Origin of the sequence: Marinobacter sp. MA (genome assembly GCF_048298425.1) — a bacterium.
GTDB lineage: Bacteria > Pseudomonadota > Gammaproteobacteria > Pseudomonadales > Oleiphilaceae > Marinobacter > Marinobacter salsuginis.
The window spans coordinates 3,311,923-3,336,277 of sequence record NZ_CP103058.1 but is presented as its reverse complement, the minus strand read 5'-3'; the positions used below and the strand labels follow the sequence as shown (position 1 = coordinate 3,336,277).

At 56.0% G+C, this 24,355-nt stretch carries 27 protein-coding genes; 18 read left to right on the top strand and 9 right to left on the bottom strand.

From position 1 onward, the window contains the following. Window positions 1-238: 238 nt before the first annotated feature. Both NUW46_RS15495 and NUW46_RS15490 read right to left on the bottom strand, forming a co-directional pair. Window positions 239-853, bottom strand: a complete 615-nt coding sequence (locus NUW46_RS15495) for a PEGA domain-containing protein (RefSeq protein ID WP_418140594.1) — start codon at window positions 851-853, stop codon at window positions 239-241. A gap of 36 nt (window positions 854-889) precedes the next feature. Beyond that, window positions 890-1,441 carry a hypothetical protein gene (locus NUW46_RS15490; protein WP_418140593.1) on the bottom strand — a complete coding sequence of 184 codons (552 nt, stop codon included), beginning with the start codon at window positions 1,439-1,441 and terminating at the stop codon, window positions 890-892. Between the two features lie 237 nt (window positions 1,442-1,678). Here NUW46_RS15490 and NUW46_RS15485 point away from each other — a divergent pair, with 237 nt between their 5' ends. Further along, window positions 1,679-2,014: a thioredoxin family protein gene (locus NUW46_RS15485; protein WP_418140592.1), complete on the top strand. Its 336-nt coding sequence runs from the start codon at window positions 1,679-1,681 to the stop codon at window positions 2,012-2,014. 82 nt (window positions 2,015-2,096) lie between these two features. On the opposite strand, the gene NUW46_RS15480 is transcribed toward NUW46_RS15485, so the two are convergent. Next, window positions 2,097-3,029: an NAD-dependent epimerase/dehydratase family protein gene (locus NUW46_RS15480; RefSeq protein ID WP_418140591.1), complete on the bottom strand. Its 933-nt coding sequence runs from the start codon at window positions 3,027-3,029 to the stop codon at window positions 2,097-2,099. A 21-nt stretch (window positions 3,030-3,050) separates the two neighbouring features. Then, window positions 3,051-3,542, bottom strand: a complete 492-nt coding sequence (locus NUW46_RS15475) for an MOSC domain-containing protein (protein WP_418140590.1) — start codon at window positions 3,540-3,542, stop codon at window positions 3,051-3,053. A 136-nt stretch (window positions 3,543-3,678) separates the two neighbouring features. On the opposite strand from NUW46_RS15475, the gene NUW46_RS15470 reads away from it, so the two are divergent. The 8 genes from NUW46_RS15470 to NUW46_RS15435 all read left to right on the top strand — a co-directional run bounded on the left by NUW46_RS15470 (window position 3,679) and on the right by NUW46_RS15435 (window position 9,964). Next, entirely contained in the window at window positions 3,679-4,113 is a 435-nt protein-coding gene (locus tag NUW46_RS15470; RefSeq protein WP_418140589.1) for an SRPBCC family protein, read from the top strand. 159 nt (window positions 4,114-4,272) lie between these two features. Continuing rightward, entirely contained in the window at window positions 4,273-5,760 is a 1,488-nt protein-coding gene (locus NUW46_RS15465) for a type VI secretion system PAAR protein (protein WP_418140588.1), read from the top strand. Beyond that, a complete protein-coding gene (locus tag NUW46_RS15460; protein ID WP_418140587.1) occupies window positions 5,753-6,148 on the top strand; it encodes a hypothetical protein in 396 nt (131 codons plus the stop codon). Before NUW46_RS15465 ends, NUW46_RS15460 begins: the two co-directional genes overlap by 8 nt. A gap of 45 nt (window positions 6,149-6,193) precedes the next feature. After that, window positions 6,194-6,817: an ankyrin repeat domain-containing protein gene (locus NUW46_RS15455; protein WP_305965880.1), complete on the top strand. Its 624-nt coding sequence runs from the start codon at window positions 6,194-6,196 to the stop codon at window positions 6,815-6,817. Between the two features lie 47 nt (window positions 6,818-6,864). Continuing rightward, entirely contained in the window at window positions 6,865-7,473 is a 609-nt protein-coding gene (locus NUW46_RS15450) for a DUF3592 domain-containing protein (RefSeq protein WP_418140586.1), read from the top strand. 57 nt (window positions 7,474-7,530) lie between these two features. After that, window positions 7,531-7,971 carry a DUF4174 domain-containing protein gene (locus NUW46_RS15445; RefSeq protein ID WP_418140585.1) on the top strand — a complete coding sequence of 147 codons (441 nt, stop codon included), beginning with the start codon at window positions 7,531-7,533 and terminating at the stop codon, window positions 7,969-7,971. A 141-nt stretch (window positions 7,972-8,112) separates the two neighbouring features. Next, a complete protein-coding gene (locus NUW46_RS15440; protein ID WP_418140584.1) occupies window positions 8,113-8,907 on the top strand; it encodes a substrate-binding periplasmic protein in 795 nt (264 codons plus the stop codon). 46 nt (window positions 8,908-8,953) lie between these two features. Continuing rightward, complete coding sequence (locus NUW46_RS15435) at window positions 8,954-9,964, top strand: Acg family FMN-binding oxidoreductase (protein ID WP_418140583.1); 1,011 nt, start codon at window positions 8,954-8,956, stop codon at window positions 9,962-9,964. Between the two features lie 68 nt (window positions 9,965-10,032). Here NUW46_RS15435 and NUW46_RS15430 read toward each other — a convergent pair whose 3' ends face one another. Next, window positions 10,033-10,200 (bottom strand): hypothetical protein, encoded by a 168-nt coding sequence (locus tag NUW46_RS15430; protein WP_418140582.1) that lies wholly within the window; start codon window positions 10,198-10,200, stop codon window positions 10,033-10,035. A 95-nt stretch (window positions 10,201-10,295) separates the two neighbouring features. Beyond that, on the bottom strand, window positions 10,296-10,739 hold the full coding sequence (locus tag NUW46_RS15425) for a YHS domain-containing (seleno)protein (protein ID WP_418140581.1): 444 nt from the start codon (window positions 10,737-10,739) through the stop codon (window positions 10,296-10,298). A gap of 205 nt (window positions 10,740-10,944) precedes the next feature. Between NUW46_RS15425 and NUW46_RS15420 the strand changes: the two genes are divergently transcribed. The 7 genes from NUW46_RS15420 to NUW46_RS15390 all read left to right on the top strand — a co-directional run bounded on the left by NUW46_RS15420 (window position 10,945) and on the right by NUW46_RS15390 (window position 18,346). Then, window positions 10,945-11,229 (top strand): hypothetical protein, encoded by a 285-nt coding sequence (locus NUW46_RS15420; protein WP_418140580.1) that lies wholly within the window; start codon window positions 10,945-10,947, stop codon window positions 11,227-11,229. A 264-nt stretch (window positions 11,230-11,493) separates the two neighbouring features. Further along, window positions 11,494-12,489: a DUF1852 domain-containing protein gene (locus NUW46_RS15415; protein ID WP_418140579.1), complete on the top strand. Its 996-nt coding sequence runs from the start codon at window positions 11,494-11,496 to the stop codon at window positions 12,487-12,489. 27 nt (window positions 12,490-12,516) lie between these two features. After that, window positions 12,517-13,572 (top strand): methionine synthase, encoded by a 1,056-nt coding sequence (locus NUW46_RS15410; RefSeq protein WP_418140578.1) that lies wholly within the window; start codon window positions 12,517-12,519, stop codon window positions 13,570-13,572. Then, window positions 13,572-14,123, top strand: a complete 552-nt coding sequence (locus tag NUW46_RS15405) for a flavin reductase family protein (protein ID WP_418140577.1) — start codon at window positions 13,572-13,574, stop codon at window positions 14,121-14,123. Before NUW46_RS15410 ends, NUW46_RS15405 begins: the two co-directional genes overlap by 1 nt. 168 nt (window positions 14,124-14,291) lie before the next feature. Further along, window positions 14,292-15,236, top strand: coding sequence for a helix-turn-helix domain-containing protein (locus NUW46_RS15400; RefSeq protein ID WP_418140576.1), 945 nt, complete (start codon window positions 14,292-14,294; stop codon window positions 15,234-15,236). A gap of 217 nt (window positions 15,237-15,453) precedes the next feature. Continuing rightward, on the top strand, window positions 15,454-17,049 hold the full coding sequence (locus NUW46_RS15395) for a parallel beta-helix domain-containing protein (protein WP_418140575.1): 1,596 nt from the start codon (window positions 15,454-15,456) through the stop codon (window positions 17,047-17,049). Window positions 17,050-17,062: 13 nt separating this feature from the next. Beyond that, window positions 17,063-18,346 (top strand): SO2930 family diheme c-type cytochrome, encoded by a 1,284-nt coding sequence (locus NUW46_RS15390; protein ID WP_418140574.1) that lies wholly within the window; start codon window positions 17,063-17,065, stop codon window positions 18,344-18,346. A gap of 30 nt (window positions 18,347-18,376) precedes the next feature. Here the strand turns inward: NUW46_RS15390 and NUW46_RS15385 are convergent, their stop codons facing one another. Beyond that, window positions 18,377-18,922 carry a nucleoside 2-deoxyribosyltransferase gene (locus NUW46_RS15385; RefSeq protein WP_418140573.1) on the bottom strand — a complete coding sequence of 182 codons (546 nt, stop codon included), beginning with the start codon at window positions 18,920-18,922 and terminating at the stop codon, window positions 18,377-18,379. 153 nt (window positions 18,923-19,075) lie between these two features. Between NUW46_RS15385 and NUW46_RS15380 the strand changes: the two genes are divergently transcribed. Both NUW46_RS15380 and NUW46_RS15375 read left to right on the top strand, forming a co-directional pair. Then, complete coding sequence (locus tag NUW46_RS15380; protein ID WP_418140572.1) at window positions 19,076-19,420, top strand: DUF3302 domain-containing protein; 345 nt, start codon at window positions 19,076-19,078, stop codon at window positions 19,418-19,420. A gap of 3 nt (window positions 19,421-19,423) precedes the next feature. Continuing rightward, window positions 19,424-20,551, top strand: a complete 1,128-nt coding sequence (locus NUW46_RS15375; RefSeq protein WP_418140571.1) for an HlyD family secretion protein — start codon at window positions 19,424-19,426, stop codon at window positions 20,549-20,551. Here the strand turns inward: NUW46_RS15375 and ltaE are convergent. Beyond that, the gene (gene ltaE, locus NUW46_RS15370; RefSeq protein WP_418140570.1) at window positions 20,545-21,558 is read right to left on the bottom strand and encodes a low-specificity L-threonine aldolase; all 1,014 of its coding nucleotides are present in this window, start codon (window positions 21,556-21,558) and stop codon (window positions 20,545-20,547) included. The two genes, NUW46_RS15375 and ltaE, sit on opposite strands and share 7 nt — an antisense overlap. Window positions 21,559-21,614: 56 nt before the next feature. Next, the gene (locus tag NUW46_RS15365) at window positions 21,615-24,275 is read right to left on the bottom strand and encodes a cation-translocating P-type ATPase (RefSeq protein WP_418140569.1); all 2,661 of its coding nucleotides are present in this window, start codon (window positions 24,273-24,275) and stop codon (window positions 21,615-21,617) included. Between the last annotated feature and the right edge of the window lie 80 nt (window positions 24,276-24,355).

Genomic DNA, 24,355 nt, shown 5'->3' with positions numbered 1-24,355 from the left:
GGGGTATGTTTTCAACATCCAATGTCGCTTCCTATCTATCCCTGAAGAACTGCCAATAGATACGACATATGCAGATAAAGTTAAAGCCCGGGTGGTGAGTTTTGTGACAGGGGTTTGCGGTTCTTGAATACGAAGGTCTTCGGGAGAGAGCGGGATCAGGCGAAAAAGGGCAACTGCTGAAACGCGAGGGGGCAGGGCGCTTGCGCCATGGATGCCCCCCGGCTTCAGGAGATTACCTTTACCGAACCTCGTAAACCTCAATAATCGCTTTGGCCAACTCAAGATCGTTCTCATTCACCAGCGCAAGCTGGTTCAGTGCCCGAATGGTGGTCTCTTTCTCCGAGGCATCGACGCCCAGCAGTTGCACGATGGTGTCCACCTTTTCACCGCCGCCGCTCGCCAACTGGTGCCGAAACTCTCCACTGAACGCGATGATGATTTCCTTGATCTGTCGCGGTTTGGAGGTCGATATTCCGGAAGGGGTGTCAGGCTTAAGAGTGACGAAGTACTGGTCGGGAGAAAATTCGTGGATGGCACCGGATACACCATCGGTAGTGGAGCCCAGTAGCCCCCCAATCACGATGTTACCGAAGAACCATGGGTTGGTTGTGGTGGAGAGCTGAGCGGTGTAAGTCTCGTAGCCTTCCTTTTCAAAGGTAATGGATTGGTTGGAGCCCCGGTCCACCGGCACAGTCAGCGGGGTTTTACCGAGCACACGGCCGGAAACCGTAACAGTGGCTTCTTCAGGCTCGCTGTTGAAGGTAAGTTTCTGGTCGGTCCCGGAGACCACCGATGCGCAACCGCTGGACAGAAAGGCGATGGCGGCCAGTGTGAGGAGTAGTGAAGACTTCATGATGCTTCCTTGTCTTGGTGCTGAATTCCTGAGGAGTTATTGCGCCAGGGAAATGTTGCCGGGCTGGATTCGAAGTTCGGCGAGTTTGTCGAGCAGCCCCTGAATGTTGGCTTTTCCGGATCCTTCGTTGGCCAGCCTTAGTCGCTTGATGGCGGCGAACGCATCGCCAATGGTGGCGGTGTAGGGGGTAACGACCGTTTCGTTGAGGACCACGGCGCCGTTGTTTTCGCGGTCAGTCAGGATGTACCTCACGTGGGTGGTTACCTCGAAGTCCAGCCCGAACATGGGTTGGTCAACTTCCAGCAGGAGCGCTTCTAGCTGATAGCGACCGGTGCCAGACAGTAATCCCTGTTTTTGCAGGGTTTGTTTCAGGGCGCCTGCGAAGGCGTCGTTGTCTATCTCCGAGGTCCATGCAGGGTTTGTTTCTTCGCCGCCGGAAACGTTGGTGACATCCACATTATCTTCCAGGGCTGTGTCATAGGCCTTCAAAGGCCCTTCATACACCATGTTGCCCATTTTGGCGCCTGAGGCGCAGCCGGTGAGGTACAACAGAGCAGCCAGCACTGCCATGATCCTTGCGTTTCGCACGGTAGATTCCTTCTTACTTAATTGATTATTTTGGGTTATTTCCTGCCGACAAGCCGGAGCTTATAGCGGCGCGCCATGGTAGCTGAGCGTTGGTGAGCTTGCTATGAACTGGGCGGGTAACCGGGGTAAAATTTCGTGAAATCTTGCGGTGCTCGGCTGGCTGTTGTTCTGGCCAGATGCGGAGTTTGCGCGGCAGGCGCTGGAGATTAAACCGGTCATGCTTATCAGGATTTAGTAATGCAAAACGTCTGCTCAGAAGAGGCTTTATCGGAATTACTTCGGTCCAGCCCTGCGGTGTTGCTTCTTTATGGTGGAGCAACCTGTGGCGTCTGTCAGGCAATTAAGCCCCGGATGGAGACGCTGGCTAAGGAGGAATTTCCGAAGCTGGTGACCGCTTACATTGATTGCCAGGAAGCCGCCGGCCCGTTGTGTGCGGCTCAGGGTATTTTTTCTCTGCCTGTTGTCCAGCTATGGTTTGAGGGGCAGCGATTCGCCGAATTTGCCAGGGTGTTTTCTGTTGGCGATGTTCGTTCTGCGTTGGAGCGGCCTTATGACCTTATGACACAGAAGTGACTAAGGGGAACGCGTCAGGCTCTATTCCTTGAGCCGAACAAGCAACTGCCCATCTTCTACCTGGATATAAACCACGACAGCTTCAACGGGCCCCAGGCTCCTCTGCCACAGCCGTCAAACCCTCTCGGAATGTCGTTACGCGAAACTCCGGAAAGCGTTTTTTGAACTTGTCAGACACAAAAATGTTGTCCACCTCATAGCGTGGCAACAGTTCCGCCGCATCCCGGACTTGCTGGCTCAGCAGCCCGGCCAGCTTCAGCTGCCAGCGCTTGAGAACCTTGTAATCACTGTCGGTATGTAGGATCTCACTCGCCAGCTCAATAAACTGCCGGTAGGTCAGGCGCTGGTCATCACAGGGCAGGTGCCAGGTTTGTCCGTACGCATCCGGCGTGTTGCCCAACAGGGCCATGGCTCGGCTGGCGTCCGGTGTGTAGATCAGGCTTCGTAGCGTATCGTCGCGAAGAAACACGGTTGGCTTCTTGCCGGCTTTCAGCTTGTCGAGAATCGTCGCATTGGTAATGCTCTGGGTTTTGCCGGGGCCGTAGAACTCCGGGGCGCGGCAGATCACGGCATTGACTCGCCCCTCGTCCATCGCTTGCATCAGTTCTCTGACGATGGCGGCTCGAACTTTCCCTTTCTCGCCATTGGGCTGGAACGGCGTCTCTTCGGTCTGGGGTGTGGCCGTTTGCGGATACATGTAGGTGTTATCGAAAAACACGAGCTTGGCGTTGTGCCGCTCACAGGCCTGAAGGATGTTGCGCATCAGGACCGGCCATTGCTCCACCCAGCGCTGGGTGTCCATCGGCAAACCCACGGTTACGTAAACAATGCTTGAGCCCTCAACCGCCCGCAAGGCGTCAGCGGCATTCAGCAGGTCGGCGCTGACCAACTGGTCGGTGTCGTTCACTTGCTGCGGCTTTCGACTGACCAACCGTATGTCACTGGTAAAGTCGCGTTTCAGGCTGAGCGCCAGTTCCCGCCCAATCTGTCCGCTGGCGCCAAGGATGGTTTGCATGGGTTTAGCTCCGTAAGTTGTTTAGAGACAGGCCTGGACATCGTCTCCAAGGGCAATGCTTCCCGCTTCGACCACCCGCGTCGTTATTCCGCCGTGCCCGCGCATGGCGTTATAGCCTCCGGGCCCGAGCGCCGTCTCCATCTTGCTGCAGGGATGGCAAAGGCCAGTGTATTCCAGCACCACATTGGCAATTCGGAATCGTTTGCCCTTCAGAGCCAGCAGATTCAGGCCGGATACCACAATGTTGCGCCGGAAAACCCCGGGTGCGATGGCCTCGCGTTGCAGGCGCGAGGCAATGGCGTGCAGGTGTTCCTGCTGGATCAGGGTTACCTGTCGTTTGCTGGTCTCTCGACCCTTGAATCGGTCGCCCTCCAGGCCTTTGCCAGGGATTATCCCCACGCTGTCCAGCGGCTGCATGGGTTCACCGCGCGCGGGGCGGATGCCGATCCATTCAACACGGCCACATTGGGGGAGGGTGTCCAGCAGGGTTTGAAGTGGGGTTGGTTCAGACATCGGCGCTCGCTCGTACACAGAGGCGAAACAGCTTCGCCTTTCGATTTTCACGAAGGTATCAAAAAATGGAAGAAAACCCATTCTTTTGAGGAAGCGTAAGCGTATCGTGTGGGACAGCGATTTTTTAGGAGTAGGTATGTTTCGTATTCACGTCGAGCAGGTTCTTGAAAAGGATATCGACACGGTTTTCGAGGCCATCACCGACCATGCTCGCTACGATCGGTTCCCCGGGGTGAGCAAGTCTGTTCTGGTTGAAGAGGGAAAAGACGAGAAAAATGGCACCGGTGCGCTCCGGGTGATCGGCGCCGGCCGGCTTGAGCTGACTGAACGTATTACCCGTTTTGAAAGGCCGAACCGGATGGACTATCGCATTGAGAAATCCAGCCCGTTCCGCGTGCAGCACACGAAGGGGGAGATTGTTTTGAAGCCCGAGGATGAACAGACACGTGTGATCTGGATTTCTGAGGGGGCTGTGCAGGTGCCCTTGGTTGGAAAGTTGATGGATCGGATGGCTGAGCGCAGCTTTTCGAGAGCCTTCAGTTCGCTGCTGAAGGCCATTGAGCGGCTGTAGGGGAAGGTGCCCCAGAGGTCCGGGTTGCCCTTAAGCGATTCGGAGAAGCAATAGAGAATTTGGGCATTGTAGATTCTTTGTTTACTATAGCGGACTAGGTCGCCAGTGACGGCAGCCCGATAAAAGGGATAAACCTTCAAGGACAGAAGGAACAAAGGAATGAGCAAGAAAGTTGTATTGTTGGGTGATATGGGAACCGATCATGAAGGATTTCCTCCCACTCCCGTTATCGCCGGCTCCCCCAATGTGCTGATTGATGGCAAACCCGTCGCCCGCGTTGGGGATCCCCTCGCGCCACACTCCAAGCCCAAACACCCACCCCACCCGAGAGCAATTGCCTCAGGTTCGGCAACGGTTCTGATTAATGGCATTCCCGCAGCGGTGACTGGTAGCTCTATTTCATGCGGGGGTGTGACCATCGGCAGTGGCAGCGTTGTGATTGGGGACACGCATAAACCTGCACCGTTCTCTGGTATCTCGCCGGCGCCATCAAAGCGCGCTTCAGAGGCGCAGTCATCTTATGTTCGCCATTCTGGTGACAGCACAGACTCCAACTTATCATCGGCCGGCAACGGTCCAGCGATTATTGCGGATGGCGCGACGGCTGATGTGCGGGCAGCACCCAGTGTATTCGGCACACACCCAATTGCTTCTGAACAGGAAGGTACCGTCGAACCGGGCTACCATGTGGTCCGCAGCCCAATGAGCAGAGCGCAGTTGTTGGCTGCATTATACGGAGACGCATCCGCAAAGCCTGATCACTTTGACCGGTTGAATCCGGACCTCGGTGACAGGGTTCTGCCGGGAGAGATGATTGTCCTGGGTGACCCGAAAGGGGAGGCGTGTACCACGGAAGAAGCTGATCTGATGGAGATGGCGGCTCAAGTGAATGCCCAGGTTAGGTCGCTGGATCCAGTCGAGGCGCAGTTTATTGTCGATTACTACGATCTGCTGGAAGCAGTCACTTCGACAGGGTCAGCAGGTTTGGGGGCTGGTGCAGTTATGGTCTCCAGGCAGATTGGTAGTATTGAGAAGACACTGAAGAGTATTGAGCAGCTTTATCAGGACAGTTACCGAACGCATGGCCATCTTAATCATTTCGGGTTCTTCGATAAGCGGCGGGCGCTTTTAAAGGAGCTGGATTTCGCTCTGGGTCGTGTTGCACGTAAGGGTATGTCAATAGACAGCGATGAAAGGTTGAGGCGAGCGCTGGGATTGTCGTCCAAGAGTATCGTGCATCATTGGAAGACTTCAGGTGTTGGTGCCATTCCAGGTTACTCCAAGTACTATGAGCGACTGGCAACAGGAGCCCGATATGCCCGAAATGTCGGCTATGTGGGGATCGCTCTGGATGCGTCTATCTCGGCATCAAAGATCAGAGAGGCATGCACCACTGGAAGCACGAGCGAATGTCAGGTCGTTGCTTACCAGGAGGGCGGTAAATTTGCTGGTTCGCTTGCTGGAGGCAGTATTGGTGCGACCGTCGCAGTTTCGGCCTGCACGGTCTTTGCTGTGACTACCGCAGGAATCGGTGGTATCGCATGTGCAGTCATCGCCGGAGGGCTCGGCGCAGCGGCTGGTGGCCAAGTTGGTGGAAACACTGGTGAGGCCATTGGCGAAAACCTCAGGGAGGTTATTCATGAGTGAGGAGCAATGGACAGAATTAGCGGCTATCACTGGTGCTGTATCTCTCGTTCTTGCCATCATTCTGATGTTCCTGATGGTCACGTTCTTTTTCCGAAAAACCGAAGAAGTTGAACGGAGAATTGCGACACCGGGCAAACAACTGGATAGCATTCGCATCATCTGGGGGAACGGCCCAATCGGTCGATGGATGAGAATTTCGCATGTTTACGTGTTCTTTCTATTCAGGCACCTGCCGCGCATCGGGCCGCGGATCGAAGCCAGAATGGGTGACGAGAACGAACCGCTTCCGCTGTCGCTGAAACTATGGGTGATTGTGCCTTTCTCTGTGTATGCGGTCGCAGTGGTTTTGTTTTTTTTCACCGGTTGGTACCTAGGAGCCTATGACTAGCCGAGGCGCTCGTTACCGAGTTCATGAAGCTCAAGGAGGAGCGATATGCCTGTCAAATATTTACGAGGCCACAAAAAGGCGCTCGCTGTTAGCGGAGTGATCCTGGCCATTGTTCTGACATTATTCCCGATGATCTATCGCACCTGGGCTTTTGGCTCGGATGCCTGGGGGCTTACAGTTATTGCACTTCTTGATCCCGAGGAAATGCCGTGGAGTCCTTTCGACTCCGATAGCCTCGCAATCAGGCCTGCAGCAGCGTATTGGCTTCTAACGCATTCCGACTGGCCGTATGAGCGATGTGGTAAAGCGATGAGCGCGATGGGCGGCTGTTCGCAACCTCTGATAAATTTCGTAGGCGCATCGTTAGATACTCACGATGCTGATTCGATTATGAGGAAGCGTAGTTACGCGTTGCTTCGACATTTTGCAGCAAGGGGAGAGCCCATTAACGGCTATTACCACGGGCTTGCACCAGTGCATGAGGCGGTGCTTTACGCCAATAATGACTACCTACAGGCATTGCTACGCCTTGGAGCGGATCCGGAAGTGCCGATTGATAACCCCGAAAAGGCTTTTCACGGTTTTAACGCTTTCGAGTTTGCTGCGTTTTTGGAATCGCGGAATCATAAGGTCTATCGAAACGTCCGGAAAGAGCTTGAAGCCTGGTGAAAACTGCAGTGGCCTACGTTTAGGCCAGCCATCACAAGGAATCTAAAATGCGAAGGAAACGCACAACAGACTGGCCGCTCCTCTGGTCAGCGGTGAAGGATCATGCCGGCGCCTTTTTTACTCTCCTGATCATGGGTCTGATATTTGGAGTAGTCGGGGGCGGAATTTTCTTTCTTGGCTTTGGTGAAGCAGGGGCCATGGTTTTCGGTGGATTCTTTGCGTTGATCGGTCTGGCTCTGTTTATTTATGCCTTTGTGAGCGCTCACTCAAGCATAGGTTACTACTACGGCTTGGCCCTGTTAAGAAAGTACGGCATGGACGTGGATGGCGTCCTGACCAGAAAAGAGGCGGATTGCCAGTTGCACCAGGTTCTCGACAATAACAACAGGGTGAACGGTGAGTATTACAGCTGCAATCTGCTCGTTGAATTTGATTACCAGTTCAACGGCCGCAATCACAGCGGGGCTTATTATCTGAACAAGGCTGATCTATTCGATAAGCTTCGCGAAGGGGATCGCTTGCCGTTGAAGGTGTTGCGGCTGGATCCTTCGGTTCACAAGGTCCGGGAGCGGCGGCTCGCCAATATGCTCAAGGGGCGTGAACCCGAGCAACCGTCTCAGATTCCCTCTGGCGCGGAGATTACTCAGCTCGCCTGATCAACTGAGCACAAACTCTCGTAGCTCTCTTGGTAGAGCGATTACGGGAGCAAGAAAATGAGCTTCATTTTTTCCATCCTTCGAAAACGCACCTTTCTGACGTTGATGCTTTTACTCATCACGCTGACCACTCACGGAGCCGACATGAACAGCCTGAGCGACTACCAGTGGAAAAACCGACTCATTCTTGTGCAAGCCTCAGATGAGAATGCCGGCGAGATCGAGATGCTCAGGAGTGCTCGGGCCGGGGTCGATGATCGTGATGTTGTCTGGTTTGTGAACACTGGTTCCGAGGTGGTTTCAAATCAACAGTCTCTTTCGAACAGCCTTGAGAGCGATATCAAAACCCTGCTTGACGGGGGGCGTTCTGATGGGAGGGTCTTGTTGATCGGCAAGGACGGCGGTATCAAAAGTCGCGAGGCCAGGCTCGATCTTGATGCTATCTTTCGCCGTATCGATGCCATGCCGATGCGAATGCGCGAGATGCGTGTCGACTGAAACCGTGTCAGCGCTTGAATGAGAGAAAACCGGTACAGGCCTATTCCTCGGAGGATTGGACAACATAGAATGAGGAAGTGATATCGACAGGGTGTCTAGAGGGCACCCTGATAACAGGCGCAGATGTCCTGCGGGGTTATCTTGGCGAAAAAGCATTGGTTTGAAAGATTGTCGGCGGCGCTGTGTCGCGCGTTTATGGTTGTTTTGATTGCTTTGCCTGGTGTTTCGTTAGCAAGTAACAATCTTACATTCGCGTACAGCGACAAATCACCGCCTTACAGTTTCTCACTCAACGGGAAGACTCTCGGGCTGCTTCCGGATTTGGTGCAGTTGACCTTCAGGTTTATCCCCGGCTATACCACGGAGCATGAGGTGGTGCCCTGGGCCAGGGCACAGTACAACGTGAAGCTCGGCCTTGCTGATGGCCTTCTTACGTATCCGTCGAAGGAGCGAAAGGAATACGCTGTCTTTTCAGACAAGCCACTCTTTACTCAGGACTTTGGCTACCTGATCTACTCAGCTGACAACCCCAACATTGACCTGATCGAATCGGCTACCAGCTTTGCTGATTTGTCCGGTCTGACGGTGATCGTCGAGAGGGGCTCCCGATGGGAAGAGGAAAACATTCCCGGCTATCTGGAACGCGAGCCGGGTCGGGACATAAAAGCGATGATGCACCTTCTCACGCTGCGGGAGGCGGGCGATTTCATGGTGCAGCCCGCCGAAGACGCCCGATACATGGCTCAACAACTGGGTTATTCGGAGAAGCTGAGAGTTCGCCAGGTTGGTTTTATCCCGAATTCCCGGATCCCTTTCCACATTGGTGTTTCGCGGCAGCATCCCTCCGCGATGGATGTGATCAATGAGGTTGACGCGGTCACGCAGAATCCTGAATTTCAGTCAGAGCTGAACACGTTGATCAGAAGATATCGATAACGCGGCGAAAATCTCGACAGGTGTATTTTCGGAGGCTGGAGGCACTGTGAAATATACGGAAATGGTCAGCGAAACCTGGCGCCATCGTGAGCTCGGCAGCTCTCCACACGTTTACAGAGAGTTGGTGCGCTATGCCACTCTGGCCGCCTCCAGTCACAACACTCAGCCCTGGATATTCAAGCTCGAACCCAACCAGATACAGGTGCTTCCGGATCTGTCGAGGCGCTGTCCCGCCGTCGATCCGGATGATCACCATCTTTACGCCAGCCTGGGGTGCGCGACGGAGAATCTGCTGCTGGCCGCCCGGGCGGCCGGGCTGAAAGGGTACTGCCGATTCGATGCATCCAAATCCGGGTTGGTGGTCGACTTTGAAGAAGCCGAGGCCGAGCGGTCTGCGCTTTTCGAGGCAATTCCCCTGCGCCAGTGCAGCCGCTCAGAGTATGACGGTGTGCCCCTTACCCCTGAAGAGCTGGATTTGCTTCAGAGGGCCGGCGAGGGTGACGGCGTATCGGTGTTGCTGATGACCGAGGCCGATCAGAAAAGCCTGGTGGCCGACTACGTCGCCAGGGGCAACAAGGAACAGTTTTCGGACGCGGCCTGGGCTGATGAACTCAAAGGCTGGATTCGGTTCAATGGCAAGGAGGCGATCCGTTCCGGCGATGGCCTTTACGGGCCTGCCATGGGAAACCCGGCCGTTCCCCGTTGGCTGGGTTTGCTGGCGATGAAGGGCTCGTTCTCTGCCAAAAACCAGAACCAGAAAGATCGGCGGCATATCCACAGTTCGTCTGCCATTGCCGTTATCCATTCCGAGGCCGATGACATTCCCCACTGGATTGAGGCGGGTCGGTGTTACCAACGCCTGGCGCTTCAGGCCGCCGCCCTGGGTTTGCGCACGGCGTTCATCAACCAGCCTGTGGAAGTGGCGGCATTGCGACCGGAATTTGCCCGCGCCATTGGCATTGGCGGCCGGCGGCCCGACCTGGTAGTACGGATTGGCCATGGCCCGCAGATGCCGCGCTCGTTGCGACGACCGATTGAGGAGGTTGTAATTACCTGAGCGGATACTCTCTTACCGGTACGGGGCGCCATTGAGGGATTCTGAGAAGGACTGAAAACCGGGATACATTAATCGTCCTTCTTGAATTTTGCTTTGCAGTTACCGCTCATGCACATGGTGCAGTAATGCTCGCGGTCCTCATGGCTGGTGCCTTCTGCGATCTTAATGCCACAGCCGTTGCAGAGCAGGGTGGCAATCTCGCCTTCAGTTCTCACTACGGCGTGTTCATAATTCATAAGACAGTTCATTCCCGTTCTGAAATGCTTGCTGGGTACTACGAAATTCGTGGAGGGTCAGACCGCTGGCAGAAATCCGCGACGACGCTTTCCCATTATTCCAGAACCTTAGGCCAGTTTGCGTCTGCCTGCCGAATGAACCCCTCGGTATTCTTCAGCCACCGATCCTGAACAGACTGGTTGTAGTTCAAATACAAACGGCCGTCCCGTATGGCCCAGTGCTCTGGATCTCCCTTGGCAAGATAGCCCTGCGCGACCGCCCAGGCACAGTACCCACCATAAACCGGTACGTAGCGTTCAGGGTTGGCCTCAAAGCGTGCCAGGTTTTCTGCGCTCGAAAATCGCCAGGTTACGCCCAGATGCTCAGTAGTGTATTCGCGCGAGCCTTTGATTGGCTTTCCCGTTTGGAAATAGCTGACGGTGTCGTAGCCGCCCGCTCCTGTGTTGCTAAGCAGGCCCGTGGATACAGCAGGTTCGGAACCCCATGCGCTTGCAGAAACGAATAATGCAAAGGCGATGAGTAGCAGCTGTCTTTTCATATCGGTTTCTCCTCGGTCTATAGACACGAGCGAGGTGAATTGGTTCTCCCCGTGAAGGTTTTGTGATCTCTTCTTTACCGACTTTTGACCGGGCCGTGACGGCCGCGTAAGCGTTCCTTTTTATCCTGCATTCTGACGCCGCCGGCCCCGACTCAGGAGCCGGGCGGTGTCGAACACAAATTGTTTCCAGCAAGGAGAATGCACAATGAAAAAGCTGACAGCCACTCTTTTGGCATTTGGTACCACCCTGGCCTTGATGGCACCGGCCCACGCAGACGACATGGCTAAGGACAGCAAGGGTATGGACGAGACCATGATGCATGACGACATGAAAGATGACGGCATGGCCAAGGACTCAATGAAGACCGATACCATGCATGACGGGATGAAGACCGACGGCATGATGGATGAGGGAATGAAGAAGGACCATATGGACAAAGACACCATGAAAAAAGATGGAATGTCCGACGGGGATAAAACCTCGATGTAAGAATCAGGATTCGCGGAACCAGCACATTATTGTGCGTGAGGGTGTCGAGCTGCGTATTTTGCAGGCTCGGCATTGCTCAGACTTGAGGATCTGAAAGTCGAGATATGACAACGGTTCATAGTTAGATGAGATTAAATCAATTTTAATCATTGGTTCATGCGCCTAGCATAGATTCCAGTCTCAACCGTGGCTGACTAAAAGGCGGCGGCAGGAGACAGCCAATGAATTCAGGTTTTATCTCAGAAATCAGGATACCGGATTGTCATGAACAACGAGTTCACATTCGCCATCAAGCGTCTTCGTTTCGATGAAAACTACCGTCCATCGCAGAACACGCGCATTACCACCAACTTTGCCAATCTGGCCAGGGGAGAGAAGCGTAGGGAGAATTTGCGCAGCGCGTTGACGATGATTAACGATCGTTTCAACGCCCTGGTGCACTGGGACAATCCCGAAGGCGACCGCTATTCAGTTCAGCTTGATATCGTTTCCGTCGACATGATCGTGGGTGTTGAACACTTGGCCGACAACTTCCCGGCGATAGAGGTGCTGCAAACAAGCATCGTTGATCGCAACACCGGCAAGCGTATTGAAGGCGTTGTCGGCAATAATTTCTCCTCCTACCTGCGCGATTATGATTTCAGTGTGCGGCTGCAGGAGCACAATCGGCATCAATCCGGATTCAGCGTACCCGAGGATTTTGGCGATCTGCACGGAAAGCTCTTTCAGCATTTCGTGCATTCCGAGGCTTACACGCGGAATTTCGGCAAGCCGCCGGTGATCTGCCTCAGCGTTTCAGACAGCAAAACCTACCACCGCACCGGCAATCAGCACCCTGTGCTGGGTGTTGAATACCAGCCCAACGACTCTTCGTTGACTGAGATCTACTTCCAAAAAATGGGGCTGGAGGTTCGGTATTTCATGCCCGCAGGCAGCGTCGCGCCTCTGGCGTTCTATTTTTTTGGTGATCTGCTGAACGATTACAGCAATCTTGAGCTGGCCAGCACCATCGCCACGATGGAAACCTTTCAGCGAATCTACCGACCGGAGATTTACAACGCCCACTCTGCAGCAGGCGAGCGTTATCAACCGGATCTGAAAAACCGTGATCACTCGCGCACAGACGTTGTTTACGATCGCGAGGAGCGCAGCGAGCTGGCGGTTGAACAGGGAAGATTTGCTGAGGAGCGTCTCATCAAACCTTACCGAACCCTCCTGGAGCAGTGGTCTGCCAACTACGTGCCTGATTACGCGCTTTGATCACCAAGAACCCATAGGTTAGCCATCGTGAAAAAACTGTTACCCACTTCAACCGCTGGCAGTCTGCCAAAGCCGGCCTGGCTTGCTCAGCCCGAGACACTCTGGTCACCCTGGAAGCTGCAGGGTGAAGAACTCGTTGAGGGCAAGCAGGACGCCTTGCGGGTGTCATTGCAGGACCAGCAACTGGCTGGCGTTGATATCGTCAGTGATGGCGAGCAGACGCGCCAGCACTTCGTGACCACCTTCATCGAACACCTCGACGGCGTTGATTTCGAGAGGCGCGAGACCGTTCGAATTCGTGATCGCTACGATGCCAGCGTGCCCACGGTGGTCGGTGCTGTGAGTCGCCAGAAGGCTGTATTTGTGGACGACGCCCGGTTCTTGCGTGAGCAGACCGATCAACCGATCAAGTGGGCACTGCCTGGCCCCATGACGATGATCGACACGCTGTACGATGCCCATTACAAAAGCCGCGAAAAGCTGGCCTGGGAGTTCGCCAAGATACTCAACCAGGAAGCCAGGGAGCTGGAAGCGGCCGGTGTGGATATCATCCAGTTCGATGAACCCGCCTTTAACGTGTTTTTCGATGAGGTGAATGACTGGGGCATCGCTGCCCTGGAAAAGGCCATTGAAGGGCTTAACTGTGAGACTGCCGTGCACATCTGTTATGGCTATGGCATCAAGGCCAACACCGACTGGAAGAAAACCCTTGGCTCCGAGTGGCGACAATATGAAGAGATCTTCCCCCAGCTGCAAACCTCCAATATCGATCTGATTTCACTGGAGTGCCAGAATTCGCACGTGCCGATGGAGCTGATTGAGCTGATCCGGGGCAAGAAAGTGATGGTGGGTGCAATTGATGTCGCCACGAATACCATCGAAACGCCGGAAGAGGTGGCCGAGACGCTGCGAAAGGCGCTCCGGTTTGTCGATGCCGACAAGCTCTATCCCTGCACCAACTGTGGCATGACGCCTCTGTCCCGCCGGGTGGCCAGCGGCAAGCTGCGAGCGCTGAGTGCCGGCGCTGATATTGTCAGGCGCGAGCTTTCGGTGACGGGAAGTCTCCAACGAGTGCGGATTTGATGACCCTATCGTCTACCAGCGGCGCTATCGAACCCGCGCGCTTTCGCGAAGTGCTCGGGCACTACGCCTCGGGTATCACGGTGATTTCATCTATCGATGAGGGCGAACCGGTTGGTTTTACGTGCCAGTCGTTCTACAGCGTGTCGATGAACCCGCCGCTGGTGTCATTCAGCGTGAAGTCCAGCTCCTTCAGCTATCCGCGGATTCGCCGTGCCGGTCGATTCGTCGTCAATATCCTGTCCGCTGAGCAGGAAGCAATTTCCAATCTGTTTGCCCGCCAGGGCGCCGACAAATGGAAGGACGTCCAGTGGCAGGCATCGCCGCTGGGCAACCCGATCATCCCCGGTAGCCTGCGCTGGCTGGATTGCGAAATCCACGCTGAACACGCGGCAGGGGACCACCTGATCGTGATTGGCGAAGTGAGGGCGTTGAATGTGAAGGAAACCACAGCCTCCCGGCCATTGCTGTATTTCCGGGGAGAGTATCGCAAGATTGCAGCGCAGGTTGTCGCGGGCCGGCATTCCAGCTCTTCTGGCCAGAGAACCTGTTAAAGCTCTCAGCACTTCGGCTAAGATCTGTTGCCAACGTTGAGAGAATAACAAGAAGGTAAACTTCAAGTGATGTTGCTAACTGGCTTTGGACTGGGGTGCCTCCTCCCCCTTTTCGTGGTTACGTTACGGGATTTTCGGCATTTGCTGGTAGGCCAGGTTTTTCTGTTGGTGATCATAGCCTCTGCGGCATTCCTGATTGATCCTTTGGTCCCTATCGAATGGCGCTGGATTACCTCTGACTTGCAAACTGCGTTGCCGGCGTTGTTCTGGCTGTTGTGTCACCTGATTTTTGCTCCGCGCCTGCGATTACTTTCGGTCTGGGGCGCAATGGCGCTTTATAGCTTCCTTGCGCCTGCATTGGCACGACCGTTCGTAGCGCCAGGTGATGTGCTTACACCTGAGGTGTTCTTCGGATGGCGGCTGGGCCAGTTTTTTGAATACGTTGTGGTCTTGCATGGTCTCAGCCTGGTAATCCGGTATTGGCGAAACGATCTGGTGGAAGCCCGTAGAAAGGCTCGCCTGGCCTTTCTCCTGATTGTTGGCAGCGCGGTGGGTGTCGCAACTGTCAGCCTGAATTTCGGGCTTTACCATGAGTACATCCGAGGAATCATTACAGGGCTGGCGGCTTTTGCCGTTCTGATCTGCCTGGTCAAGTCGCGTGAAGGCATCCTTGATCTGGTGGGCAGCAACAGGGCTTCCGGTTCGTCTCAACTGCAATCGAGTGGCGCTTCGGTATCAGATGCCCGGGAACCTCTGACGGGGCAACAGGATGAGGATGCCGCGGTTTTGGGCAGAACCATGGATGCCGGGTTCTACCGAACGGAGAAGCTGACCTTGAAGAAGCTGTCGGACGCCACCGGAATTCCGGAATACCGGCTGCGCAAGGTTATCAATCAATCGCTGGGTTACCGCAATTTCAACGATTACATTAACCAGCTCCGGGTAGCAGAAGCGGCCGAACGTCTGCGAAATGAACCGGAAACCCCGGTTTTGAATATCTCCCTGGATGTTGGCTACCGAACTCTGAGTTCGTTTAACCGGGCGTTTCGGGATATCCAGAACACCACACCCACAGAATTCCGACAGCAGTGTTCGGGCGCTGCTACCCACTGATCAAAACCTGCAATTGGCCTGATTTCAGGTTTTGCACACCGCCCCTTCGTACCTCTTCAATCCCTTGGTGCACAGGCCTTTGCAGTTTTTGCACAGGGCCTGTGTTTTTCTGCATACCTGTTGCTCTCGCCAACGCATTGTCGACAGCCTAGTGTCTTCGTGACACCGCGTTCCGTTGAGAGCGCGAGAATAAAAACACCATAAAGCAGGGGTTAAGATGCGCCAGGCTAGGACGTTCAAAAAGCTACTGTTGGTTTCCGCGATTTCGGGCAGTTTCCTGCTCTCCGGTTGTGGAGGAGATGATGGACAAGACGGGGTGGATGGCAAGGATGGGGCCGACGGGCAGCCCGCAGATGTCGTGGCACAACTTGCCGTGACCACTTCCGGTTTTTCAATCCCGGAGGATGCCATTCTGGTAGCCCCGGATGCATCAGACGGCGAAGATATTACCGAGGCACTGTCGGTGGCGCTCTTTGATCTGCCGGAGGATGCCCTGGTTGTTTTGCCCAAAGGGCGTTTTGTGGTCACTGAGAGCATTGTTGTCAACAGTGCCAGTGGGCTGACCCTCACCGGTCACGGCATCAACGAAACCGCGCTGGATTTTAGTAATTCCAATGGCGACGATGCCTTCCGCTTCCAGGGTGGTAACGGGATCACGGTGCGGGACTTCGGTGTTTACGAGGCGCCCAAGAACGGTATCAAAGCTACCAACGTCAACGGCATCCACATGACCTACACCGCCACGGTCTGGGAAGGTGAGCTGGAAGCGAACAACGGGGCCTATGGGCTGTACCCCCTGAAGAGCCAGAACGTGTTGCTGGAGAACAATTACGCCTTCGGATCGGCGGATGCGGGCATCTACGTGGGGCAGTCCGAGAACATCGTGGTGCGGAACAACACGGCCAAGCAGAATGTGGCTGGCATCGAAATTGAAAACTCCACTATGGCGGATGTGTACAACAACATCGCGCTAGGGAATTCCGGTGGCATTCTGGTGTTCGACTTGCCGGGACTGGATAAAGCCTATGGCGGCAATGTGCGTGTGTTCAATAACCAGGCATACAGTAATAACGCTCCCAATGTGGGCGCTGGCGTTGTTGGTATGGTGCCTCCGGGAACCGGTGCCCTTGTGCTTGCGACCAGCGATGTTGAGGTATACAACAACCTCATCACCGACAACGACACCACGGCAGTAGCGATCACCAGCTACCTGCTGGTTGATGACGCCCTGGCCAGTTACCCGGCAAATTATGGTGCCACTATGGGTAACGGCTGGAGCCCCACACTCAAGAACGTTTACCTGCACAACAACACCATTGCCCGCAACGGTGCCAATCCTCAGGGTGCGCTGCTGCAGCCCATCATTGATGGTTACGCCTCGAACATGAACAACAAGGGCACGCCTCAAACCTTCCCGGCAATCCTGTATGACGGAATCGGCGAGCTGCTCTCGAATGCCGGTGAGCTGGCACCCTTTAACGCTCTCGTTGGCGCCGAGGCCCAGGCCGATGGCGTGAATTACGACCCATACGGTGCAGGTGACCAGATTTGTGCGAACAGCAATATCAACGGCAACCCGGCACCAGAGTATGACGAGGTCAATACAGGCCTGGTTTACCCGGATGAACCGGCTGATCTGACCATGGTCGACGGCAGCGGCAATCCGCTCCCGCATCTGTTGATTGATCAGATGGTCAACAACACATACCTGAATTGCGTTCAGCCCCGACTGGCACCTGCAGTGGTGAATTTCCGCAACAACATTTACGGCTGTACCGGGGATGACCTGGCCGAAGCCGCCTGCGCGCTGTAAGGGAGGGTTTCGGATGAGCAACAACCATAGAGCAATAGCAGCGGTGCTGGGGGCGTCGGTGCTTCTGGCCGCCTGCGGAGGCGGCGGAAGCGGTGATTCATCGGTTGATGGCGGAACCGGCCAAACAGGCACTGCACTGAATGCCAACGCAGGGGCGCCGACAGGCTCGGAAGGCGACTGTAACGCAGCAACCGATGGCGTTAATTGGGATGCGCTGATGACCGAGGTGTGCCCCAAGCTGTCTGACTACAACTTGTTTTCCGATGCCAGTGATCCAACGGCGGGTCCGACGAGGGGTGGGGTTCCTTACGATCTCTCGACCGCCTTGTTCTCTGATTACACCAGCAAGTATCGTTTTGTGTTTGTGCCTGAAGGCAAGACGGTCGGCTACAGCGCGTCAGAGGTTCTGGAGTTCCCGGTAGGGACAGTCATTGCCAAAACCTTTGCGTTGCCAGAGAACACCGCGATGCCCAACGGGGCAGAGCTGGTGATCGAGACCCGCCTGCTGATCCTCCGTAACGATGGCTGGATCGCATTGCCGTATTACTGGTCTTCGGAGTCCGAGGCGACACTGGCCATCGCGGGCAAACGTCTGACTGATCTGACCACCATAAACAACCAGGGGCAAACGCTCACCTTCGACTACGCGGTTCCCAAGGCCGCAGATTGCACGTCCTGCCATTCGATCGTACCGGATCTTGCCGGTCCGGATGACCAGCGTGAGCAGATCTTCCTGCCGATTGGTCCCAAGGCTCGCTATCTAAATACTGACTTCAGTTATCCCGACGGGACGGTTTACAACCAGCTCCAGTATTGGGCTGAGGGCGAGTTGCTGACAGGGTTGCCCTCAGATTTCAACAGTGTGGAAAGAGCGGCGGTATTTAACGACAGCACCCATATTCCGTCATTAAGCGACGTGGAACTGAACCACGCCGCCAGGGCCTATCTCGACATCAATTGCGCCCACTGCCATCGTGCTGACCTGACTCTCCCTGCAGACTATGCAGGGCCTGCCGGGAGCAGTGGCGTACAGTTGGAGTACAACCGTAACTATGCCGACTCGCCGGGTAAATTCGGAGTCTGCAAGGACCCGGTGGCGGGTGGCAAAGAGGGCTATCCGTACGATGTGATTCCAGGCAATCCTGATGAGTCTTACCTGCTGTTCCGGGTAGAGACGACAGACAGCAGGCACAAGATGCCTGAGCTCGGCCGCAGCACGGTGCATCAGGAAGGTGCTCAATTGATTCGCAGCTGGATTGACTATCTGCCGAGAGCCAGTTGTTCACCGAGTACGTAGTTCCGTTATCACAGGGAGACTGACCCCGGCTCAGGCCTGGGTCAGCACCCTCACGCATCGACGGAACAGTTCCGCTGAGAAAAAATGATTCTCGCCTGGCTGGTCTGCCACGAAGAGCTGGCCACCGGACCCGTAGATGCCGCCCTCAATCATCAGGTTGTCGCTCATCTCAAAGTCTTCGATGCTGTGGCCCAGACCGTCCAGGTCGGTGCCGCCTGCTCGTTCCCGGTAGTACCGGTTATCCAGGGTAAACCCGAAGGCGGGCTTGCCCTGTCCGATCATGTAGCCGACTTCGAAGACCGTACCGGGGTCGGCACTGATGCCACGGAACGGGGTGAGGTTGGCGATGATGGCATCGCAGCTGTCCATCAGTTCGCGGTTGGCCCGGTAGATCCGATGGCCAAGCCTGAATTTCGCCTCGCTGTCGGAGGAGGCCAGTTCGGCGTCCAGCGGGTCTACGCCCTCCAAACCGTATTCCAGCAGCAGGCGCTTTTTCTCGGCCACGATGGCCTGGTGTTCTTCGGCGGGGAAGAACACTTCCGGACCGGCGAGATAAATGCGTTTTGGGTCTGTCATGTGGGCCTCGTGAGACTGTTTCTAATGCGGGATCAAAAGCTTTCGATGCGCATCCGTCGCGCAGCATTGGTAAGCGTGTACTAATCTGAAAGCGGGCCTGTCAATGACCTCTCCCTATCTCAGACACTAGTTATTGGTAAAAAGGAATTGCTAATGCTCAGCTACGTCGCTCTATTCTTGTTGATTTTCGTGGTTTTGGTGCTGTTTTATGGAGTGATTGCCATCCACGATATTCCCTACGAAATCGCCAAACACCGTGACCATCCCCATCAGGATGCTATTCATGTGGCGGGCTGGGTCAGCCTGTTTACCTTGCATGCCATATGGCCGTTCCTCTGGATCTGGGCAACGATTTACCGGCCAGATCGTGGTTGGGGTATCAAAACGTCCTCGGAGCCGCTCCGCTCGGATGAAGCCCTGTTGAACGAGCTCCATGAGAAACTGGCGGAACAAGCCAGGCGTCTCGAAGTCCTCGAGCAGAAGCAGGGAGGGGAGTGAATTATGGACCTCTTACTGCTGCTAACCTACGCCGCTATCTGCATCGCTATTTTCAAGATCTTTCGGGTTTCTCTCAATAAATGGACCGTGCCCACCGCTGTGCTCGGTGGTGTGGTTTTGGTCGGCACACTGGTGCTGTTGATGAATTACAACCACCCGTTTACCCACAAGGCGAGACAGGTTTTTGTGGTGACTCCCATTGTGCCGGAGATCAAGGCCCGGGTGGTGGGTGTGCTGGTATCGCCCAATACACCCCTTCAGCAGGGACAGCCCATGATCGTTCTGGACGACACTCGCGTTATGGCCCGTATTCGCCAGCTGGAAGCCCAACTGGCGGATACGGGGCAGGGTGTGGCGTCGAATGTCGCCAGTGTTTCCGAGGCCCGTGCCAGAGTGGCTCAGGTGACAGCGATAAGAGACCAGGCTTTGCAAACCCTGCGCCGCTACGAAGGGGCGGCCTCGGCTTTCAGCCAACAGCAGATCGATACCCAGCGTCAACGAGTGGCGGCCAGCAACGCAGATCTCGATGCGGCCAGGGCGGCATTGGAAAGAGCAGAGGCGCAGCTTAGCGGCTCGGTGGATGGCCAGGACCCGGCAGTGGCTGCGATAGAGGCCCAGCTTGAGGAAGCTCGTTTTGATCTGGAGAACACTATTCTGCGGGCACCCACAGACGGCTTCGTGACTCAGTTGGCGGTTCGGCCCGGAATGATGGCGGTGCCGTTCCCGCTCAGGCCAGTTGCCAACTTTGTCAATAAAGAGGAGCGACGTTTTGTGGCTGCTTTTCGCCAGCAATCACTGTTGCGCCTGAAGCCGGGGTACGAGGCAGAGCTGACCTTCACCGCGTTGCCCGGCGAGGTTTTTCCGGCACGGGTGGTTGAGGTACTACCTGCCGTCGCGGAAGCTCAGCTCGCTGCGGGGCAGCAGTTAATCGGTGGCGAAGCTTTCCGGAGAATGGACAATGAGACGCTTGTTGTCCTGGAAATGGAGGATGCCAGCGCGATCGAGGATCTGCCTCTCGGTGTCAGCGCCCAAGCGGCCGTGTATTCCGATCACATGCACCATGTGGCGATCATGCGCAAAATTCTCCTCAGGATGCTGAGCTGGCAGCACTACCTCTACCTGGATCACTGATCCAGGTAGAAGCGCCGGATAGCGTCCAGCAACTGGTCGACATCCTGGCGGTTGACGTCCAGGTGCGTCACGAAGCGAATGGGGTCTCCCGCTGTGATCAGTATGCCCTGGTCAGTCAGGTAGTCTCGCAGCTGCGCGGCTCTGCCGGACGTGCAGCGGGCGTAGACGATGTTGGTCTGAGTGCTGGCGGGGTTTATCTCCAGCTGCGGAATGTCGGCCAGGCCGGCGCTCAGGTACTCGGCATTCTCGTGATCTTCAATCAGTCGAAGTGGCCCTTTCTCAAGGGCGATGCGCCCGGCTGCAGCCAGTATGCCGGCTTGGCGCATGCCGCCACCCACCATTTTACGCAGCCGTGTCGCTCGCTCGATAAAGACTTTTGACCCCAGCAGCAGCGAACCGACGGGTGCACCCAGCCCTTTTGAAAGGCACACGCTCACCGAATCGTAGTACCTGGTGATTTCGGTAATGTCGCAGTTGGATTTCACGGCTGCGTTGAACACCCGGGCGCCATCAAGGTGCAGCAGCAAACCGTTTTCGTCGCAAAAGGCGCGGGCCTCGCGCTGATAGTCCAACGACAACACTTTGCCACCGATGGTGTTTTCCAGCGAGAGCAGTCGGGTAGGGGCAAAATGGAAATCGTCGGGCTTGATGGCGGCTTTGGCTTTGCCAAGGTTGATGCTGCCATCCGGCTCGTTCTCGATCGGTTGTGGTTGCACGCTGCCCAGCACAGCAGCGCCACCGCCTTCGTAGCGGTAGTTGTGAGCCGATTGACCACAGAGGTACTCATCGCCCCGGCCACAGTGGCTCATGATGGCCAGCAGGTTGGCCTGGGTGCCGGTGGCGGTAAACAGGGCCGACTCGAAGCCCAGCCGTTCGGCGGCGTAGGCCTGAAGGCTGTTTACGGTGGGGTCGTCGCCATAAACGTCGTCGCCCACCTCGGCGCTGGCCATCGCTTCGCGCATTGCAGGGGTAGGGCGGGTGACCGTGTCGCTGCGAAAATCGATCATGTGTTCAGTGTCCTGAAGAAAACCTGTTCCAAGCTTATCGGGATCTCACCACAGATTCACCGTCGCCGCTTCCTGATCAATACCTTGTGCAGTTCCTCGACAATGACAAGACTCATGGCAAGTGCGAGCAACTGCAGCCATTCTGCCAGGGATATCGGTTGAATCTGCAGGACATCGGAGAGCCCCGGCACATACATGGCACCAATGTGTGCCAGTTGGGCCAGGGGAACCGCCAGCATCAGGAACGGGTTGCGGAGCAGAGGAATGCGGAAGAGCGAGCGGAATTCCGAGCGGCTGCTGAGCGCGTGAATGTTGCCGAACAGCACCATCAGCATCAGCGTGAGGTTGCGGGCTTCCTCAATGGTTTGGCCCTGGTCGAGCGTCCACTGGAAATTGAGGAAGGCAACAAGACCCATCCATGAGCCCACCACCAGAACATGCTCAATAATGTGTTTATCGAACACGGGCTCGTGGGGAGAGCGCGGTTTCACAGAGAGCTCACCGCCTTCCTTCGGCTCGAAGGCGAGGGCCACGTCCTGGAAGCCGTTGGCAACCAGGTTCAGCCACAGGAGCTGTACTGCGATCATGGGCATTGGCAGACCGGCCATGACACAGAGGAAAAAGAGCAGGATTGCGGAGAAACCGGTGGCCACCAACAGCCCGATGACCTTGCGGATGTTGTTGTATACCACCCGGCCCTGCTCGATGCCGGCGACAATGGACGAGAAATTATCGTCAGTGACGATCAGGTCGGCCGTTTCCTTGGCCACATCGGTGCCTCGCTTACCCATGGCGATTCCGGCATGGGCCTGCCGCATGGCTGGTGCATCGTTTACACCATCCCCGGTAACCGCCACAAAATGGCCATCCCGCATGAAGCTGTCCACGATCTGGGCCTTTCGGGTGGGTTCTATGCGGGCGAATACCCGGGCCGGGCGAATGAGCTGATCGACGGCCTCCTGGCCTCGAGCGCTGGCTTCATCCAGCATCGGACCTGTTACGACGGTTGCGTCTGCGTCACACAGGCCCAGTTCCTGGGCGATGGATTTCGCGGTCGCCGGGTGGTCACCGGTGACCATGGCGACCTCAATGCCGCCGGTACGACACTTTTCGATAGCGTCGAAGGCTTCATGGCGCAGCGGGTCGATCATGGCAACCATGCCGAGAAAGACCATCCCGGCCATTTCATGATCGCCGTGTGCGGAGGTTCTCTTCGCAAGGGCAATAATCCGGTAGCCCCGGGAGGCGAGTTCGGTGAATTGGCGCTCGAGGGCCGGCTTGTCGATGGCTATGGAGCCGTCAGCTGTGGTCATCCGGTCACACATGGCCAGCATCTTTTCAGGGCTGCCCTTGGCGTAAATCACGGTTTGATCACCAACCCGGTTGACCACGCCGCTGTAAGCCTTTTCCGACTCGTAAGGGATCAGGGCCACCTGTTCCTGCCGGGTTCGCAGGTCCGTGATGGACATACCCAGCTTCTTGGCCATCACCAGAAAGGCGATGTCGACGATATCCCCCTGGGAAACCCACTCGCCGCCGCTGTAGTCGAGGTGGCTTTCATTGGCGAGGACGCCTGCAACACAGAGTTCCCTGAGTGTTTCCTGGCCTGTCGCATCCATCTCGGTGCCGGCATGCCCTGTGATTTCCCCTCCCGGTGCCACGCCCTCGCCAGTAACCTCGAACTGCCGCCCGTCAGGCAGCATCACCCTGCGAATGGTGAGCTCGTTAACGGTCAGTGTGCCGGTCTTGTCGGAGCAGATGAGAGTGCAGGATCCGAGGGCCTCCACGGCGACAAGCTTGCGAATGATGACATTGCGTTTTGCCATTCGGGACATGCCAATGGCCAGGGCAACGGTGAGTGCGGCAGGCAGGCCCTCGGGGATCACCGAAACCGCCAGGCCGATGGTCATGAGGATCATCTCTTCGATGGAATAACCGCCATCCAGGATCATCAGGCCTGCCAGGGCGGCAATAGCCGCCAGAATGCCGAAGGCGACCTGATAGGTGAATTTGCGGATCCGGATCATCAGCGGCGGCTCGGCCGAGGTTTTGCCGGTAACGCCCTGGGCAATCTTGCCAAGCTGGGTCGCCGAGGCGGTAGCGATCACCCGGCCGCGCCCGCGCCCATGGGTGATGATGCTGCCAGCAAAGCACTGGTCAGCGCGCTCAGTTAGCGGGGTGCTGTCATTGCTTGTGGTATCGACATTCTTGGCAACCGCCAGGGATTCCCCCGTCAACATGGACTCATCCACTGCCAGGCTGCTGGCGCTGAGTAACTGAAGATCCGCGGGTACCTTGTCGCCGGAGGAAAGCAAAACAATATCGCCCGGGACGATTTCCTCTACGTCAACGGTGACAATCTGGCTGTCCCGAAGCACGTGGGCTGTCCCTTTCATCATTTGCTTCAGCGCAGCCGCCGCCTTCTGAGCCGAAAACTCCTGCACGGTGCCGATGATCGCGTTTATCAGCAGAACAATCAGAATAAAAACCCCGCTCGGGGTCTGGCCGAGGGCAAATGAAACCCCGGAAGCGATCAGGAGGATGTAAATGAAAGGGCTGAGGAACTGCCTGGCAAACAACTCCAGAACACCTGGCATTGGAGGGGCAGGCAGCCGGTTGTAACCGAACTCCTCCAGCCGTGCACTGGCCTGCTGGCTGGAAAGCCCGCTCTCAGCAGGATTGGGCGTGATGGGTAGCTCTGGCGCAGCGTCGTTCATGGCGGTCCAAGTTGGCCATTCAGAAAAAGGGGGCGGATCTCGTGTCGGCCCAAGGGTAAAGGTAATGGCATCTGCTAGTA

Excerpts from the sequence above, each read along its gene's own strand:
- NUW46_RS15460 (WP_418140587.1), top strand. The coding sequence starts at position 5,753 with ATGAGTGAGGAGCAATGGACAGAATTAGCGGCTATCACTGGTGCTGTA.
- NUW46_RS15415 (WP_418140579.1), top strand. The coding sequence starts at position 11,494 with ATGAACAACGAGTTCACATTCGCCATCAAGCGTCTTCGTTTCGATGAA.
- NUW46_RS15425 (WP_418140581.1), bottom strand. The coding sequence starts at position 10,739 with ATGAAAAGACAGCTGCTACTCATCGCCTTTGCATTATTCGTTTCTGCA.
- NUW46_RS15365 (WP_418140569.1), bottom strand. The coding sequence starts at position 24,275 with ATGAACGACGCTGCGCCAGAGCTACCCATCACGCCCAATCCTGCTGAG.
- NUW46_RS15480 (WP_418140591.1), bottom strand. The coding sequence starts at position 3,029 with ATGCAAACCATCCTTGGCGCCAGCGGACAGATTGGGCGGGAACTGGCG.
- NUW46_RS15420 (WP_418140580.1), top strand. The coding sequence starts at position 10,945 with ATGAAAAAGCTGACAGCCACTCTTTTGGCATTTGGTACCACCCTGGCC.
- NUW46_RS15455 (WP_305965880.1), top strand. The coding sequence starts at position 6,194 with ATGCCTGTCAAATATTTACGAGGCCACAAAAAGGCGCTCGCTGTTAGC.
- NUW46_RS15470 (WP_418140589.1), top strand. The coding sequence starts at position 3,679 with ATGTTTCGTATTCACGTCGAGCAGGTTCTTGAAAAGGATATCGACACG.
- NUW46_RS15385 (WP_418140573.1), bottom strand. The coding sequence starts at position 18,922 with ATGACAGACCCAAAACGCATTTATCTCGCCGGTCCGGAAGTGTTCTTC.
- NUW46_RS15390 (WP_418140574.1), top strand. The coding sequence starts at position 17,063 with ATGAGCAACAACCATAGAGCAATAGCAGCGGTGCTGGGGGCGTCGGTG.
- NUW46_RS15485 (WP_418140592.1), top strand. The coding sequence starts at position 1,679 with ATGCAAAACGTCTGCTCAGAAGAGGCTTTATCGGAATTACTTCGGTCC.
- NUW46_RS15395 (WP_418140575.1), top strand. The coding sequence starts at position 15,454 with ATGCGCCAGGCTAGGACGTTCAAAAAGCTACTGTTGGTTTCCGCGATT.
- NUW46_RS15430 (WP_418140582.1), bottom strand. The coding sequence starts at position 10,200 with ATGAATTATGAACACGCCGTAGTGAGAACTGAAGGCGAGATTGCCACC.
- NUW46_RS15450 (WP_418140586.1), top strand. The coding sequence starts at position 6,865 with ATGCGAAGGAAACGCACAACAGACTGGCCGCTCCTCTGGTCAGCGGTG.
- NUW46_RS15445 (WP_418140585.1), top strand. The coding sequence starts at position 7,531 with ATGAGCTTCATTTTTTCCATCCTTCGAAAACGCACCTTTCTGACGTTG.
- ltaE (WP_418140570.1), bottom strand. The coding sequence starts at position 21,558 with ATGATCGATTTTCGCAGCGACACGGTCACCCGCCCTACCCCTGCAATG.
- NUW46_RS15495 (WP_418140594.1), bottom strand. The coding sequence starts at position 853 with ATGAAGTCTTCACTACTCCTCACACTGGCCGCCATCGCCTTTCTGTCC.
- NUW46_RS15405 (WP_418140577.1), top strand. The coding sequence starts at position 13,572 with ATGACCCTATCGTCTACCAGCGGCGCTATCGAACCCGCGCGCTTTCGC.
- NUW46_RS15380 (WP_418140572.1), top strand. The coding sequence starts at position 19,076 with ATGCTCAGCTACGTCGCTCTATTCTTGTTGATTTTCGTGGTTTTGGTG.
- NUW46_RS15475 (WP_418140590.1), bottom strand. The coding sequence starts at position 3,542 with ATGTCTGAACCAACCCCACTTCAAACCCTGCTGGACACCCTCCCCCAA.
- NUW46_RS15375 (WP_418140571.1), top strand. The coding sequence starts at position 19,424 with ATGGACCTCTTACTGCTGCTAACCTACGCCGCTATCTGCATCGCTATT.
- NUW46_RS15465 (WP_418140588.1), top strand. The coding sequence starts at position 4,273 with ATGAGCAAGAAAGTTGTATTGTTGGGTGATATGGGAACCGATCATGAA.